The sequence below is a fragment of the Psychrobacillus sp. NEAU-3TGS genome, assembly GCF_029955155.1.
Lineage (GTDB): Bacteria > Bacillota > Bacilli > Bacillales_A > Planococcaceae > Psychrobacillus.
The window spans coordinates 1082542-1096498 of the sequence record NZ_JAPNOZ010000012.1; the positions used below are offsets into that span (position 1 = coordinate 1082542).

Annotated in this window: 19 protein-coding genes; 6 read left to right on the plus strand and 13 right to left on the minus strand. The window is 35.0% G+C overall.

The features are described 5' to 3' along the window. Window positions 1-33 precede the first annotated feature (33 nt). The 3 genes from OR571_RS21730 to OR571_RS21740 are packed head-to-tail and all read left to right on the plus strand — an operon-like array spanning window position 34 to window position 1762. The gene (locus OR571_RS21730) at window positions 34-756 is read left to right on the plus strand and encodes an alpha/beta hydrolase (RefSeq protein ID WP_282245972.1); all 723 of its coding nucleotides are present in this window, start codon (window positions 34-36) and stop codon (window positions 754-756) included. Between the two features lie 58 nt (window positions 757-814). Next, entirely contained in the window at window positions 815-1330 is a 516-nt protein-coding gene (locus OR571_RS21735) for a YjcG family protein (RefSeq protein WP_282245974.1), read from the plus strand. A gap of 3 nt (window positions 1331-1333) precedes the next feature. After that, window positions 1334-1762 (plus strand): GNAT family N-acetyltransferase, encoded by a 429-nt coding sequence (locus OR571_RS21740; protein WP_282245976.1) that lies wholly within the window; start codon window positions 1334-1336, stop codon window positions 1760-1762. A gap of 347 nt (window positions 1763-2109) precedes the next feature. On the opposite strand, the gene OR571_RS21745 is transcribed toward OR571_RS21740, so the two are convergent. Then, window positions 2110-2517, minus strand: a complete 408-nt coding sequence (locus tag OR571_RS21745; RefSeq protein WP_282245978.1) for a hypothetical protein — start codon at window positions 2515-2517, stop codon at window positions 2110-2112. 226 nt (window positions 2518-2743) lie between these two features. On the opposite strand from OR571_RS21745, the gene OR571_RS21750 reads away from it, so the two are divergent. Both OR571_RS21750 and OR571_RS21755 read left to right on the plus strand, forming a co-directional pair. Further along, a complete protein-coding gene (locus tag OR571_RS21750) occupies window positions 2744-3829 on the plus strand; it encodes a CotH kinase family protein (RefSeq protein WP_282245980.1) in 1086 nt (361 codons plus the stop codon). 15 nt (window positions 3830-3844) lie between these two features. After that, window positions 3845-4219 carry an SET domain-containing protein gene (locus OR571_RS21755; protein WP_282245982.1) on the plus strand — a complete coding sequence of 125 codons (375 nt, stop codon included), beginning with the start codon at window positions 3845-3847 and terminating at the stop codon, window positions 4217-4219. A gap of 311 nt (window positions 4220-4530) precedes the next feature. On the opposite strand, the gene OR571_RS21760 is transcribed toward OR571_RS21755, so the two are convergent. The 11 genes from OR571_RS21760 to OR571_RS21810 all read right to left on the minus strand — a co-directional run bounded on the left by OR571_RS21760 (window position 4531) and on the right by OR571_RS21810 (window position 12504). Then, window positions 4531-5889 (minus strand): arsenic transporter, encoded by a 1359-nt coding sequence (locus OR571_RS21760; protein WP_282245984.1) that lies wholly within the window; start codon window positions 5887-5889, stop codon window positions 4531-4533. A 416-nt stretch (window positions 5890-6305) separates the two neighbouring features. Beyond that, entirely contained in the window at window positions 6306-6983 is a 678-nt protein-coding gene (locus tag OR571_RS21765) for a DUF2642 domain-containing protein (RefSeq protein ID WP_282245985.1), read from the minus strand. Between the two features lie 57 nt (window positions 6984-7040). Beyond that, window positions 7041-8504, minus strand: a complete 1464-nt coding sequence (locus tag OR571_RS21770; protein ID WP_282245987.1) for a hypothetical protein — start codon at window positions 8502-8504, stop codon at window positions 7041-7043. Between the two features lie 114 nt (window positions 8505-8618). Further along, entirely contained in the window at window positions 8619-9134 is a 516-nt protein-coding gene (locus tag OR571_RS21775) for a hypothetical protein (protein ID WP_282245989.1), read from the minus strand. A 181-nt stretch (window positions 9135-9315) separates the two neighbouring features. Next, entirely contained in the window at window positions 9316-9621 is a 306-nt protein-coding gene (locus tag OR571_RS21780) for a hypothetical protein (protein ID WP_282245991.1), read from the minus strand. A gap of 182 nt (window positions 9622-9803) precedes the next feature. Continuing rightward, complete coding sequence (locus tag OR571_RS21785) at window positions 9804-10049, minus strand: stage VI sporulation protein F (protein ID WP_142537535.1); 246 nt, start codon at window positions 10047-10049, stop codon at window positions 9804-9806. Window positions 10050-10082: 33 nt separating this feature from the next. Further along, on the minus strand, window positions 10083-10220 hold the full coding sequence (locus OR571_RS21790; protein ID WP_142537534.1) for a YjcZ family sporulation protein: 138 nt from the start codon (window positions 10218-10220) through the stop codon (window positions 10083-10085). Window positions 10221-10288: 68 nt separating this feature from the next. Next, entirely contained in the window at window positions 10289-10654 is a 366-nt protein-coding gene (gene spoVAE / locus OR571_RS21795) for a stage V sporulation protein AE (protein ID WP_142537533.1), read from the minus strand. Between the two features lies 1 nt (window position 10655). Further along, window positions 10656-11663 (minus strand): stage V sporulation protein AD, encoded by a 1008-nt coding sequence (spoVAD, locus tag OR571_RS21800; RefSeq protein WP_282245995.1) that lies wholly within the window; start codon window positions 11661-11663, stop codon window positions 10656-10658. Continuing rightward, window positions 11657-12112, minus strand: a complete 456-nt coding sequence (spoVAC, locus tag OR571_RS21805; protein ID WP_282245998.1) for a stage V sporulation protein AC — start codon at window positions 12110-12112, stop codon at window positions 11657-11659. Before spoVAC ends, spoVAD begins: the two co-directional genes overlap by 7 nt. Continuing rightward, the gene (locus OR571_RS21810) at window positions 12112-12504 is read right to left on the minus strand and encodes a hypothetical protein (protein WP_282245999.1); all 393 of its coding nucleotides are present in this window, start codon (window positions 12502-12504) and stop codon (window positions 12112-12114) included. The genes spoVAC and OR571_RS21810 overlap by 1 nt, the downstream gene beginning before the upstream one ends. Before the next feature lie 133 nt (window positions 12505-12637). Here OR571_RS21810 and OR571_RS21815 point away from each other — a divergent pair, with 133 nt between their 5' ends. Then, entirely contained in the window at window positions 12638-13159 is a 522-nt protein-coding gene (locus OR571_RS21815; protein ID WP_282246001.1) for a CotY/CotZ family spore coat protein, read from the plus strand. 356 nt (window positions 13160-13515) lie between these two features. Here the strand turns inward: OR571_RS21815 and OR571_RS21820 are convergent, their stop codons facing one another. Beyond that, complete coding sequence (locus tag OR571_RS21820; RefSeq protein WP_282246003.1) at window positions 13516-13917, minus strand: hypothetical protein; 402 nt, start codon at window positions 13915-13917, stop codon at window positions 13516-13518. Between the last annotated feature and the right edge of the window lie 40 nt (window positions 13918-13957).

The following is a 13957-nucleotide window of genomic DNA, read 5'->3' on the forward strand; positions in this document are numbered from 1 at the left end:
CTATACAACATGATTACTTGTAGGAGGTTCTATATGAACAGAGGAGTTGTACAGGACTTAACGCTTTTTAGTAATGCATTGCAAGAAGATATGCAATTACTTATTTACTTACCACCCAATTATTCCCCACTATATAAATATTCTATTCTTATCGCAAACGATGGAAAAGATTATTTTCAGTTAGGGCGTATTACACGAGTAGCAGATGAATTATATGAAAAAAAAGAAATCGAAAACTTAATCATTGTTGGTGTTCCCTACAAAAGTGTAAAAGATCGTAGAGAAAAATATCATCCGGATGGTGAAAAGCATCAAGCATATATTCGATTTTTAGCACAGGAACTTATCCCATACATAGATGCAAACTACCCTACTTATCAAATTGGAATGGGACGTGCATTAATTGGCGATTCTCTTGCTGCTACTGTATCTTTACTCACAGCGCTTCAATATCCGAATACATTCGGTAAGGTTATACTACACTCACCGCTAGTAAATGAGTATGTATTATCTCAAGTGGAAAGTCATAAAGTTGTTCATGCCTTCTCTCTTTATCATGTCTTCGGAAAAGGCGAGACAGCAGTTAAAACAGGAGACGGCTTATTAACCGATTTCGTCACCTCCAATCGAAATTTGCATAATTTAATAATAAAAAAAGGATTTTCCACGTTTTATGACGAATTAGATGGAGACCATACTTGGAAGCTTTGGCAGCCAGATATGAAAAGATCACTAAAAAACAATTTCGGCTTATAAATAATTTTTTGTTATACTGATTAAGTGGAATATTAAAACTTCGAGGAGGTAATGAAAAATGAAATACGGTATTGTTGCTTTCCCATCTAAAAAAGTACAGGACTTTGCTAACTCCTATAGAAAGCGTTATGATCCCCATTATGCATTAATCACACCGCATATGACGATTAAAGGAGTATTCGAAGCAAACGAAAACGAAATCAAGAAAATTGCAGAAAATGTAGCACATGTTGCAAAAGATCATAAACCGTTTACGCTAAAAACGTCTAAAGTAAGCTCGTTTGCCCCTGTTACAAATGCTATCTACTTTAAGGTTGAACCAACAGAGGATTTAATCTCCTTACACAAAAGCTTAAATGCAATTGGATTTAATGACGATGAAACCTATGCATTTGTGCCACATATTACAATTGCACAAAAAATGAATGCTAGTGAACACGATGATATTTATCCTCAGTTAAAAATGATTGGGGCCGAATTCGAAGAACAAATCGATCGCATTCATTTATTGTATCAACTTGAAGATGGTTCTTGGACCGTTTATGAAACATTTAGATTGTCTGGAGCTGAATAAGTATTGGTTATTGCGAAGAAAGTAGAAACGGAAAAAGAATATCAAGATGCAATCCTCGTTCGACGAAAAGTCTTTGTAGAAGAACAAGATGTGCCACTTCATCTGGAATTAGATGAATATGATGCGGATGCAGTTCATTTTGTTGCGTATGATGGAGAAACACCTTTTGGCGCAGGTCGTATTCGCTCGACTGAACCATCTATCGGTAAAGTAGAACGTGTTTGTATTTTACCTGAATATAGAGGCAAAAACTTTGGCAATTTAATGATGCAATGTATGGAAGATTATGCTTTTTCGAATGGTTTTCAAAAGCTGAAGTTAAATGCCCAAAGCTATGCTATTCCATTTTATGAAAAAAGACAATACACGATTACTTCTCCTGAATTTTTAGAAGCAGGAATTCCGCATCGTGCGATGGATAAAAGTTTATAGTTGTAGCTAATAAAAGTGGAATGCACGAAGGATGCATTCCACTTTTATAGTTTAATATTAAAAAGAACAAGTATTTAAATCAATTTCATGATTACCGTTATTAAAATGTGTAGAGTATCAGCAACGACCAATGCAATTGCCAACATGCAGAATGTTGCTAACGGATCCTTGGAAAGAAAATATGCCACCGTATTTTTAGGTGGCATGCTTTCTTTTAATTGGAGTAACTCCCTACTTTCCCGGATAGATTTTGAAGTGAGGATGTTTTACCTAAAATAACTTCGATATACACTATGCTATATGAGTCAATTGTCCACTTAATAATAAATGAATTGCGTATTATAAAACTAATCTGTTATTAAGGAGGTGCCCGTTATGCCAGGAAAAAAAGGGAATAGCAGTAGTTCATCCTCAGGTAGTTCATCTTCAGGAAGTACTTCTTCAAATAGTTCTACTACTTCAAGTTCTTCGACTCGTAGCTCGTCTTCAAGTAGCTCTTCAGGAAGAAAAGGAAGAAGTACATCTTCTTCAGGAAGCACTTCTTCAAGTGGTTCTACTTCCACACGTTCTTCGACCGGAAGCTCGTCTTCAAGTAGTTCTTCAAGAAGGAAAGGAAGAAGTACATCTTCTTCAGGAAGCACTTCTTCAAGTGGTTCTACTTCTACAAGTTCTTCCACTGGAAGCTCGTCTTCAAGTAGCCATTCAGGAAGAAAGGGAAGATCATCTTCCTCAGGAAGTACATCATCAGGAAGCACTTCTTCTTAATATATTTACTTAAAAAAATTAAAAGCTTTCCTTTAATCAATATTTGATCAATAAAATAATCAATATGATCGATTAAGGAAGGCTTTTAAGCCAGCCAAATATTGAAAATCTGACAACTAACATAGCTATTGTTCATCTTGTCTGCACAATAGCTATGTTAGTTGCCAGCACATTAATAACTGCACAATCCATCATTAATTAAAAGGAGGTGAATATATGTCAAATCTCATTCCTTCTTATCATTTAATGATTGAGGAAGATGACTTGAACCGATTAAGAAAAAACTTAACGAATGATAAATCTATTTCCACCAAATTGAAAATAGAAAATACTATTTATGATATTAGTATTGCTTATCGTGGCTCTTATACAAGAAAATTCCGAAAAAGATCTTATTTAATTGGTTTCGATGATCCCGAAGAGTTTGCGGGTGTACGTAAAATTCACCTTAATGCGGAGTATAGAGATCCTTCCCTTATTCGCAATAAACTTTCATTGGACTTTTTTCAAGATCTTGGAGTATTAGCACCAGATAGCCAGCATATTAATCTTTACAGGAATGGTTCATTTAAAGGTGTATATTTACAATTAGAGTCCGTAGACGATATGTTTCTGAAGAAGAGAGGTCTATCAACAGGTCCGATTTACTATGCCGTAAACAATGATGCGAATTTTTGCTTCACAAGAGACGATCAACCCAAAGAGTCAATATTGTCGGGCTATATCCAAGCATATGGTAACCCTTCCGATGATGAATTTCTTACAGAGTTAATTTCAAGGATAAATACTACCTCCAAACCTAAATTCCTCGGTGAAATCTCCCAACACATGAATATGGAGCAATTCATACTCTGGTTAGTTGGAGCAATTTGTACAATGAATAATGATGGTTTTACACATAACTATGCTCTTTATCGTAATAGTGACACTTGTTTATTTGAAGTGCTTCCTTGGGATTACGATGCAACATGGGGGCGAAAAGTAAGTGGCGGACTGATGGAGCATACTTACGTCCCTATCGAAGGAAAAAAGGGAAATTATCTTTGTTCGCTTCTTATGCAGTTACCAGAATTCCGCAAACGATATAAAAAAGTATTAAAAGAAATTCTTGATACAAAGTTTACTGTGGAATATATGGAAGATAAAGTATTATCACTGCATGAATATGTACGCCCCCACATTATTCTAGACCCCTATAAAAAAAATAAAATAGAACAGTTTGATGAAGAACCAGAAATAATTTTTCAATTTATACGTGATCGTAGTAATTATTTAAGAGAAAATCTTAGCAAATTAGATTAAGAAAGGAGTTAAGCATTGCTACCGATTTGTATAAAAGATACTGCAAAGTATGGGCGAGGGATATTTGCTACACGTGCTATTAAAAAGGATGAGCTGATAGAAGCATCTCCTGTTATAGTATCACCAAAAGAAGAATGGAAATATTTAAAAAAGACAGTCCTTTATTATTACTGCTTTCACTGGGGAAAAAAAGATACAGCCATCGCATTAGGATATGGGGCATTATTTAATCATTCTTACACTCCAAATATAAGATTTAAAAATAATAAAGAAAACTTAACTATAGATTTTCACGCCTTAGAAGATATTAAAGAAGGCGAGGAATTAACAATAAACTACTCCGGAGATCCAGCGGATATGTCTAAGTTATGGTTTGATGTGATTGAATAATGTTTTGACATTCCCCTCTTTAAGGATGTTAAAAATTTTTTATACAAAAAACTACTCTATCACTATCTAGATGGAGTAGTTTTTCAATTTATTTTGAATGAGAGTTTTGAAATCTTGCTCAGTCAGTTTGACAAATTATTTCGCAGCACTACAGACTTGTTGCTTTAAACTATGAATAAATCGAACTTTGCAAAAACCAATTCTTGTGTACAGTAAATCGAACTCTCCCGATAATCGCTCTATCTCCTTTAAAAATCATAGCAATCACTTGATCAGCCTCTTTAGAGAATCTATTTGCTGAAAATTGTAGCTTAATTGGCAAAAATAATCTGTACCCAAAAAAACAACATTGCCAATGTTACAATTGTGGTAATTGGGACAACAATAAGCGTTACACTTAAATAGTCTTTCCAGGTGACTTTAATCTTATTTTTTCTTAGAATATGCATCCAAATAAGTGAAGCAAGTGTACCAATAGGTAGTAATAATGACCCCATATCACTCCCAATAATGTTGGCAAGATAAATTGTTTTTAATGTGATTGGATCTAATCCCATCTCCGTTAAAGTAATTGTTCCAACCATTAAAGCCGGATGGTTATTGAACAAGTTGGAGAGTACGGATACAAGGCCCCCCATCATAAAACTTGCTTGGAACAAACCTTGGTTAACAATAGGTTCAAACCATTGTACAAGCAAGTGGGTTAACCCCACGTTATTTAATGCATAAATAATTACGTACATAGAGAACGCAAATATAAGTATGTGCCATGGTGTTTTCTTCAAAATATCCAGTGGATTTGTGCCTAACTGATACCATCTCCACAAAAGCAGGACTAAGGATCCAATTACTGCTACAAATTCAATAGGTATGTTAATATAAGATGCTACAAAAAGTAAGCAACGTAGTATAAAAACAAATAGTAGTATTTTCAACATAAATTTTGTTCGTTTCTTTTTGGATTCTACAGAATTTTTCTTTTGAAGAGGATGGAAGTTTTCCGTAAAAAATGACTCCTCAATATCTATTGATGCATCTGGCAATGTCTTGGGTAACTTTTTCTTAACCACGAGATACATCAAGAATGACATAAACAGCAAACCTAATGTAGCAGGAACAAACATCATTGCCGTATGCATCCATAGAGACATTTCAACAATATTTAAAGCGATCAAGTTAACAATATTACTTACACCAATAGGAGCACTTGAAGCTGTAGCAATAAGTGCTCCACTTAATAAATACGGAAGTTGCTGATGGCGCTTTAGTCGGAGATTATGGAGCAGCAAGATCAGAATCGGGGTTGTTATTAAAATACTTCCGTCATTATTAAATAATAAGGTCATCAAAAAACATAGCAATTGAATATACCAATATAGTCGGTAACCAGAACCTTTCGCTAAATTGGCAAGCCTTGCAGCTGCCCAGTTGAAAAATCCGAAACTCTCTAATATGACAGCCATTACTATCGTTGCGATAATTGTTATGGAAGCACCACCAATTTTACTAATGATATCCATAATATCAGCCTTTGATACAATGCCCGCAAGTAAAACAATCGCTGCACCAATTGATGCTGGCCATGCCTCATTTAGTCCTTTAGGTCTCCAAAAAATGACTAGCATAGTCGCTAGGAATACCAAACTGGCGATTCCTATCTGTAAACTCATACATGTACCATTTCCTCTCCTTTTTTGTTTGTCCATTCCATGTATGTATATTCATTTTAAGCTGATTGACTTGAGATGTATGTCCATAAGGCATTGGAATTTCTTGAAAGTACACGGCTGTTTATCGACCAATTTCTACCATTAAAATTTGATGAATGTGCAAGGATCCTATTTTCCACTTGTATGATATAAAAGGTGAAAATAATATTGAGAGGGACTGCGCAGTCACAATTCTATCTATGGCTACTTTTATCTTACCAGGAATTTCGTTCCCAAAAGCTTTGGCACTGGAGAGCGACGTACACTTCCACAGGATTACTGAAAAGAATGCCTGGCCATTGTTGAAAGAACATAAATAGCAACTGCAAGAAGCATGCACTTTTCATACTTCTTGCAGTTGCTATTTTTACTTTTTGTTACACTAAGTGGAGGGTTTTTATATGATTAGTATTTAGGTATATAGCATTTGTCCTAACTTTTTGAACTTCTATTATTTGTTCATCGATACTAATTATTTTACCATTATGACTTTTTACACCGCCAATATTTAATACAACGATTCTATTGATAAACTTTTCAATTTGCTTTTTAAAAGTATGCGCATACACTCCACTATTAGATCGCACTATTCTATTTTTTTCATTTAATCCATAAAGGCTTTCATTTTGAGCAAATGGAATTAGCCATTTAAGATGAGCTATTGGAATATACATCGTTTTATAGATAGGGGAATAAAATACGAAATAATCATCTTGAACATTTGTTATTTGACCATGCAGAGGTTGGTTGTCTGTCACATAGATCTCCACATTCCTACCTATGGAAATTTCCAGCGTTTCTTTAAACGTCAAATCTTGCTGTTCTTCAGTAGCTTTAATACTCGGGTCTTCCGTAGGGCCCTGAATCTCTTCTTCATTGTTTTGATCCATTTCCAGTTTTTGAATATGCTCCAAAGGGATGTACATAAAATTTTTACCGTTAAACAGTACTAGCAAATCACTACCCAAATCAATAATCGTTCCACTAATCAGTTTTTTTCCTGAAACTTCTACTTTAACGATTTCCTTGATAAGACTTTGAATAGTTTTATTCAAGGGCACATCTCCTTTTAATTTTTATCAATATTGATAATGAAATAAGCTATTTTCATTTTAATAGTCACGCAATTGACGATACATCTTCGCTGCATGCCTCATTAAAGAATTGAATTGTTTCTCTAACATCGCTTTTTCGCCTTTTTTAAGTTCTTGTATACGAATTTTATTAAATTCATCACTCTCTAGAACGTTGTTTGCCTTATTTTCTAAAGGGGACGGATGGTGGGAATCATTTATTGCCAAAGGGTGCTCCAAATTGGTAGAACTTTGTTCTGCATGTCGCATCAGTGCATAGTATTGCTTCTCTAGCATTGCTTTTCTCTCCCGGGGGTCTATTACTGTGACAGTTGTGTGTGTGGCAACTAGTTCAGTAGGTTCTTGCGATTCCATTGTTACATTTACTTCTTCTGTTTTAGGTGCTACATTTGTTGCAAGTAAATTTTGCTCTTCCTCCAACAACAGCTGGGTATTCTCTTTTGGGGTTTTTACATTTTTTGAACTTTTTTTAGTTTTATTTGGAGCGATAGCAATTGTATTTTGATCGTAATTCATTTTACTCCAAGGTGTTAGAAGTATTCTTCTTTCGTTTTTTGTTATTGGAGGTTCTGTTTGGATGTTTGTCTCTACTTTTATTTCAGTAGTAGTTGAATCCACTACTTCATCCAAATGTGTACGCACTTCTATTTTTTCTTCGAGTGAAGCGTGAATGTGTTCAATCTTTTGAACAGTTGTTTCCTGAATAGCATCTTCACTATTTGTTTGTGTATGATGTTCGTATTCGTTATTTGTACTAAGTAAATTCTCCTGATCCATTTGCAGTAAATTGTATTCATATTTAGTGTTAACCATGTCAAGAGATTGGGCTATTGAATTAAGAAGTTCCAAAAGGTGTTTAATTAGATTGATATCTGTTTTATTTTTAAGAACTGATATATTTTGTTCCTTGGCCGAATTTTTCTCTTTTTCTTCTTTTGAATCATTTAGTTCGTTTATTTCATCTATTAAACTAGAAACAACCTCTTGTATCGTGTTTTCTTTACTGATTTCTGTAGTTTTCTCCGTATTCTTACTTATCTCCATGTTTGTCGCTACTTTTTCTATATTTAACTTTTCTGTACTTCTTGCTATGTTTTTCTCCTTCTCGAAGATTCCTTTATGAATATTTGCTATATGTGATTTAGCTATATAGTGCAGCTCCTGATGATTAATTACAATAATAAAGTCTTCAAAAATATTACTTAGTACCCCGAATAGTTCTTGATTACCTAAACTATTAATAGTTACCCAATTGTATTTTAATTGCTTTAAAACACCTATTAAATCAGAACTGTTTAGATAATTTATAGCATTTTTAGGTAAAACATGGAAGTCTTTCGCATTATTCGATATAGCTTGAATATGTTCTAGTGTGAAGTAGCATACTTTTCCATCTATATTAACAGCAATATGATCTTGTTTTACATCTAATAAAATACCTTCTATAAATAGGCTGTTCTCTAGATATAAACCAATTTTCATACTCATAAGGGAGCTTAATACTGTTTTCATATTTTTCTCTCGCAATTTGAGAACGCCTCCTTCATAGAATATTCGTCGCTTCTGAGTTACAGGAGCGACGAATGTATCAGCTATTTATTCACTATCTTTTTTGGAATCATTTTTACTATTTTTTTCTTTTGCTTGATTGTTTACTGATACATTTGCATTAGCAGCTTTTGGTACCTCAAGTTTTACCCCATAGCTAATGTTTCGAATATGGAACAAAGAAATCCGTACTATTTCTTCGTTCGATACAATTGTAATATAATCGTCATCTACAAAGTCCATTACACCTTCCAGTGTTTCTGGTCCGCCACGGTTAATTTTTACCCACCGTAGTGCTAATTTTCCCAAAACACCTTTAAAATCATCCGCTTTTATATAATCAAAACCTTTTGGAATATCAAGTCCGAGTTGCGATTGATTTTTTGTATTAATCGTTAAGCTTTTAATATGTTGTGTATTATAATAAATGATTCCGTCTTCGGCACCAAGTAATGTAAAGTGATCATCTTGTACGGCAAGAAGCTTACCTACACGGGACTCTGGCCCACCTCTATCTACTTTTACTTCTTTATCGATAAGTGAAAGTAACATCTTCTTATTCATAAATTTTCTAACCTCCTTTTTTAGTATCCTAATATCTATATGTATCCTGGGATTGTGCGAAGTAGTCAAATGCCTAGTTTTGAATTATAGTTCAAGCCTTCCTAAGTTTTTTCTTTTTTATTTTTGAATGAACGAATTGGACATAAATAAAAAAATGCCAACATACATATTGGCATTTTCATCATATATAACGATTTATAGTATTTCCTTTACCGCTAATTTCCGCGATAATTGGTGATAAATTGATAGGGTTTGGTTGGATAAAGCTTTTATATAATGGTAGATCAGTTGGTTCTTTTGGTTCCTTTAATTGTTTTTCTTCGTTTTCTGCTAGTTCTTGCTCCTGCTTATGTAAATGTTCCTCAAAACTTGTCTTCATCCTAACGCCGTCCACATTATTAATGTACGCAAAATTATAATTATCCATTAGCATTCGGTTAGCATAAATCTGAGACTGTATCGGTTGATTTGGAATAATATAGCCCATCTTTTCCACCTCCATCTATTTATATTTATTCCTTACCCGAAAATAATATGCTTTAAACCACTTAGCCTCAGAAAATTTGAACTTATATTTTATCCAGTTTATCGGATAAAATATAAGTCATCTTCCTGAGGCTTTTAGTGTTCACTTTTTTGTCGAAAGAGAATTCAATTTTCAGTTGTTATCTATAAAAGCTTTTCTATATCTTTTAAGCTTAACGAGCTTCCACTTTGTAAAATGGACTTCGTCAATTCATCTTCCATTTGTTGAGAAACTGGTTTATTCGCTAGCTTGCCAACTTTGCGTACAATTTTACGTACTTGTTTTTCATCCGTAAAATCTGCATATGAGATGGCATTGGCAAGCGTAAAAAGGTCTTCCATAGATACTCCAGTTTTGTTTTCAATTGCTTTAAATAATGGATTTTGCACTTCTTTTCCCCCTCACATTATGATTGTTTTGGATTAAGGGAGAAAACTTGCTCCTACAATTATTAATAAGATGAATAAAACAACGATTAAAACGAATGTTGAGCTACGATTTCCACCGTAACCATAGCCTCCGCCATAGCCGGGATATCCTCCACCACAGTAGTCGTACATATCCTTTCCCTCCTCTCCTCTTCAACTTACTATATGCAAAGAGGTGACTTAGAAAAAGGGCGTTTTAACTAGTAGGTCGTATTCCGATTTTGAAAAAGAAATGCACCGATTACACCGAATATGATGGCAGCGCTAATTCCAGAGCTTGTGACCTCGAACATTCCTGTTATTACACCTATCAGTCCATGCTTTTCTGCTTCGATTAGGGCACCATGTGTTAATGAATTCCCAAACGAGCTAATAGGAATGGTTGCACCTGCTCCTGCAAAATCAATTAATGGTTCATATAAACCAATACCGTCTAAAATAGATCCCACTACTACTAGCGTACTTAAAGTATGAGCAGGCGTAAGTTTTAAACCGTCCATTAAAATTTGACCTACAACACAAAAAAGGCCACCAACAATAAATGAAGTAATTAATGAAGAAATCATTTTATCCCCTCTTTTCCATACGGCATTCAATGGCATGCGCAATACAAGGAATGGTTTCACCTTGTTGAAATGTTAAAGGTGATAATAGCGCTCCTGTTGCAACGAGCAATACACGTTTATAAACACCATTTTTTAATTGTTTGTATATATGACTAAAAAAAACGGCAGCTGAACAACCTGCCCCACTAGCTCCTGCATTGAAAAAAGAATCGTCTCCATAGAATTGTGCTCCTGCATCTTGTAGAATCACTCCACTATCTTCATCTTGAAACATTTCCTTTAAGATAGACAATCCTATTTTTCCTAAATCACCTGTCATAATAACGTCATAATCAGATATTTTACTATTAGTATTTTTTAAATGCCTTTCAATGGTATCTCTAGCTGCAGGTGCCATCGCTGCTCCCATATGTAGTGGGTTTTGTTGACCTCCATCGACCACTCTTCCAATCGTGGCATGTGTAATAATCGGCGCATTTTTTGCATGATTTTGAAGAAGTGCAAAACCAGCACCAGTTACCGTCCATTGAGCTGTTCCAGGTTTTTGCGCTCCGTATTCTAATGGATATCTAAACTGCCTTTCCACTGCCGGATGATGACTAGATGCCCCTGCTAAAATGGACTTTGCATTTCCTGATTCTATTAAAAGGCTACCAAGGATCACTGATTCCATGGAGCTTGCACAAGCGGAAAAAACACCTAGAAAAGGAATAGCTAATTTCCTTGCAGCAAAATTGGTAGGAGACAATTGATTGATCAAATCGCCACCAATAAACATATCGATATTTTCCATTTGCTCACGGCCCTTTTGAACAGTCACCGAGCAGGCTTTTTCGATAAAACGTGTATTGGCTTGCTCATACGATTCATCTTTTTCATTCTCTAATGGAAGAATTTCATCAAATGAAGCAGCAAAAGGACTATCTTTTTCCATTGGTCCAACAACCACACCAGTGCTTGCTATGCTAGGTTTTTCTTTAAATTGAATTGTCCCAAATGTATTCACCATGAGACCACTCCCATTTTCACTAAAATTGTTTTAATAAGTGCCACACAGAAAGCTGAGAATACTCCGAAGACGATAACGGAGCCGGCTAACTTAAAAATGTTCCCTCCAACACCTAATACATAGCCTTCTGATTTATGTTCAATTGCAGCTGAAACGACGGCGTTTCCAAAACCTGTTACCGGCACAGCCGAGCCAGCTCCTCCAACTTGAGAAATCTTTTTGTATAATCCGGTTCCCGTTAAAATCATTACAATGAAGATCATTGTAGCTACTGTAGGATTTGCAGCCGTTCTTTCTGTGAAAGGGAAAAATCGTATATAAAAAAAAGTAATTAGCTGCCCTATCGTACAAATAGCTCCTCCTATTAAAAATGCTTTTAGTATACTAAAAAACATTACGGGTTTAGGGGTCTGTCTTTCGACTATTTTATCGAATTGTTTTTGGTCCATTATGTCTCTTCCTTTAATAAAGATTTTATTTCGTCGACTGATTTAGTTAGTTCGTCATTTTTTAAATTTTGCTTCATTATTTTTTCTATTTCCCATTTTAATTTCAAGTCATTTGATACAAGAAATTCTTTATCCGGAAATTTTTCTTCTAATTCCTTCTCAATGTTTTTTGCTATTTTGTTTTCACTAAATTGATGCATCCTCCGTATATCGATTGAAACAAGTACATCATCTTTGTTCATCACACTTCGATATCCATAAACTGCTTCTTTACTGTTCAATACTTGTTCTAACTCTGGTAAATCATTTTCCGGATACATCACTTGGTTCGTCTCATTCGAACAAGCAGTTAAGAAAAGTAAAAGCAAAAGTGTATATTTTATCTTTATCATCGGCTTTTTGCTCCTTTTAAATTAGTATGACCTAGCAAAAATGAAATATACGAAAGACACTAGAGATATTTGCCCTATTCGAAGTAGGGAGCTTACATAAGTTAGAAAGAGATAACAAAGGAGGTGAAACAAAATGGGTTGTGGAAGAAATGAAGACGTAACTGATGTTACGAGACATGACAGAGGATGCGTTTGTGATGTTGTTCGTGCTATTAAAGACATTCAAGATCAAGCAACAAATGATGATTGTCCGCAATGTCCTACAAACTGTTTCTTAGAACCACTTGGAGGTCTTGTAAGTCCTGCTGCTCGTCATCGAGCGGACACACGAGTTTTCATGTTGTTAACTAAAGATGGCGATCCTTTTAAAGCATTTTTCCGTGACACAGATAACTGCGATAATGATTGCATCTCTGTCTTTTTCCGAGTGGAAGATATCTTTGACGGTTGTTGTGCAACATTACGCGTTCTTGAACCACTTGATGCGAACAGACATGAAGTTGATTTATTGAACGAGTATGGTACTCAAATTAATTTAAGAAAACTTTGTAAAGTACGCAATTTTAGATTGACAGGTAGCTGTATTACAGTAGATTTAAATTGTTTCTGTGCAATTGAATGTGTAGCAGATGTATTTTTAAATGTATGTGACTGATCGTTTCATCTCGTAGTGTCTATTCCGTTCGGGCCAATCCCGAACGGTTTTGTTGTAGAATTTTATACATATATTAGGGAAACTGTGCGGTAAATATCGGTGTCTCCCCCTAGCAAACTTGTTATTTTAAGAAATGGTTGCTCTCTTCGCCAATTTGGTTGCTTTCCCAACGTACATCAAAGCGGTGGGGATGGCTCATCGCTCACCCCACGTAAGCGCCCGACTGCAGCGAAAATCAAAGCGCATTCTTCAGTCATCTCGTTACCGCACAGATTCACTAAGATATCTATGTAAAATTGGTTTGATTATCTTTCTTATACAAAAAACTATCCTGTTATAAGGATAGTTTGCTCTTTTTATTTCATTTCTACTCCACGCCATATAATTCTTTCTACTTGTTCAACTGGATACGTCATAAGTTCTCCTGCTCCAACAAAAAAAGTTACTCGCCCGTCTTCTACTTTTTCCACTTCACCTTGAAGCAGCGAACCATCCTCAAAATGGAATACTAATGGACGATATACTTTTCGCTGAAATGGCTTCGCTAAAAATTTCAGCTTTTCAAAAATGGCTACTGTCTTATCGGTCATACTCGTACGTAATTCATAGATAGAAGTGCTTTCATCTTGCACTCGTACTTGTTCTTGGACTTTTTCTATCACTTGCTCTTCCATTTGTATATCTACTTTTTCACGAGGAGGAAGATGGAAAACCGGCGGACCTTTTATATAGATTAAAGGATCATTATAAATGTTCACAGCCACATCCTTTTTCCTTTACTTTATGCATTTAGCTAAA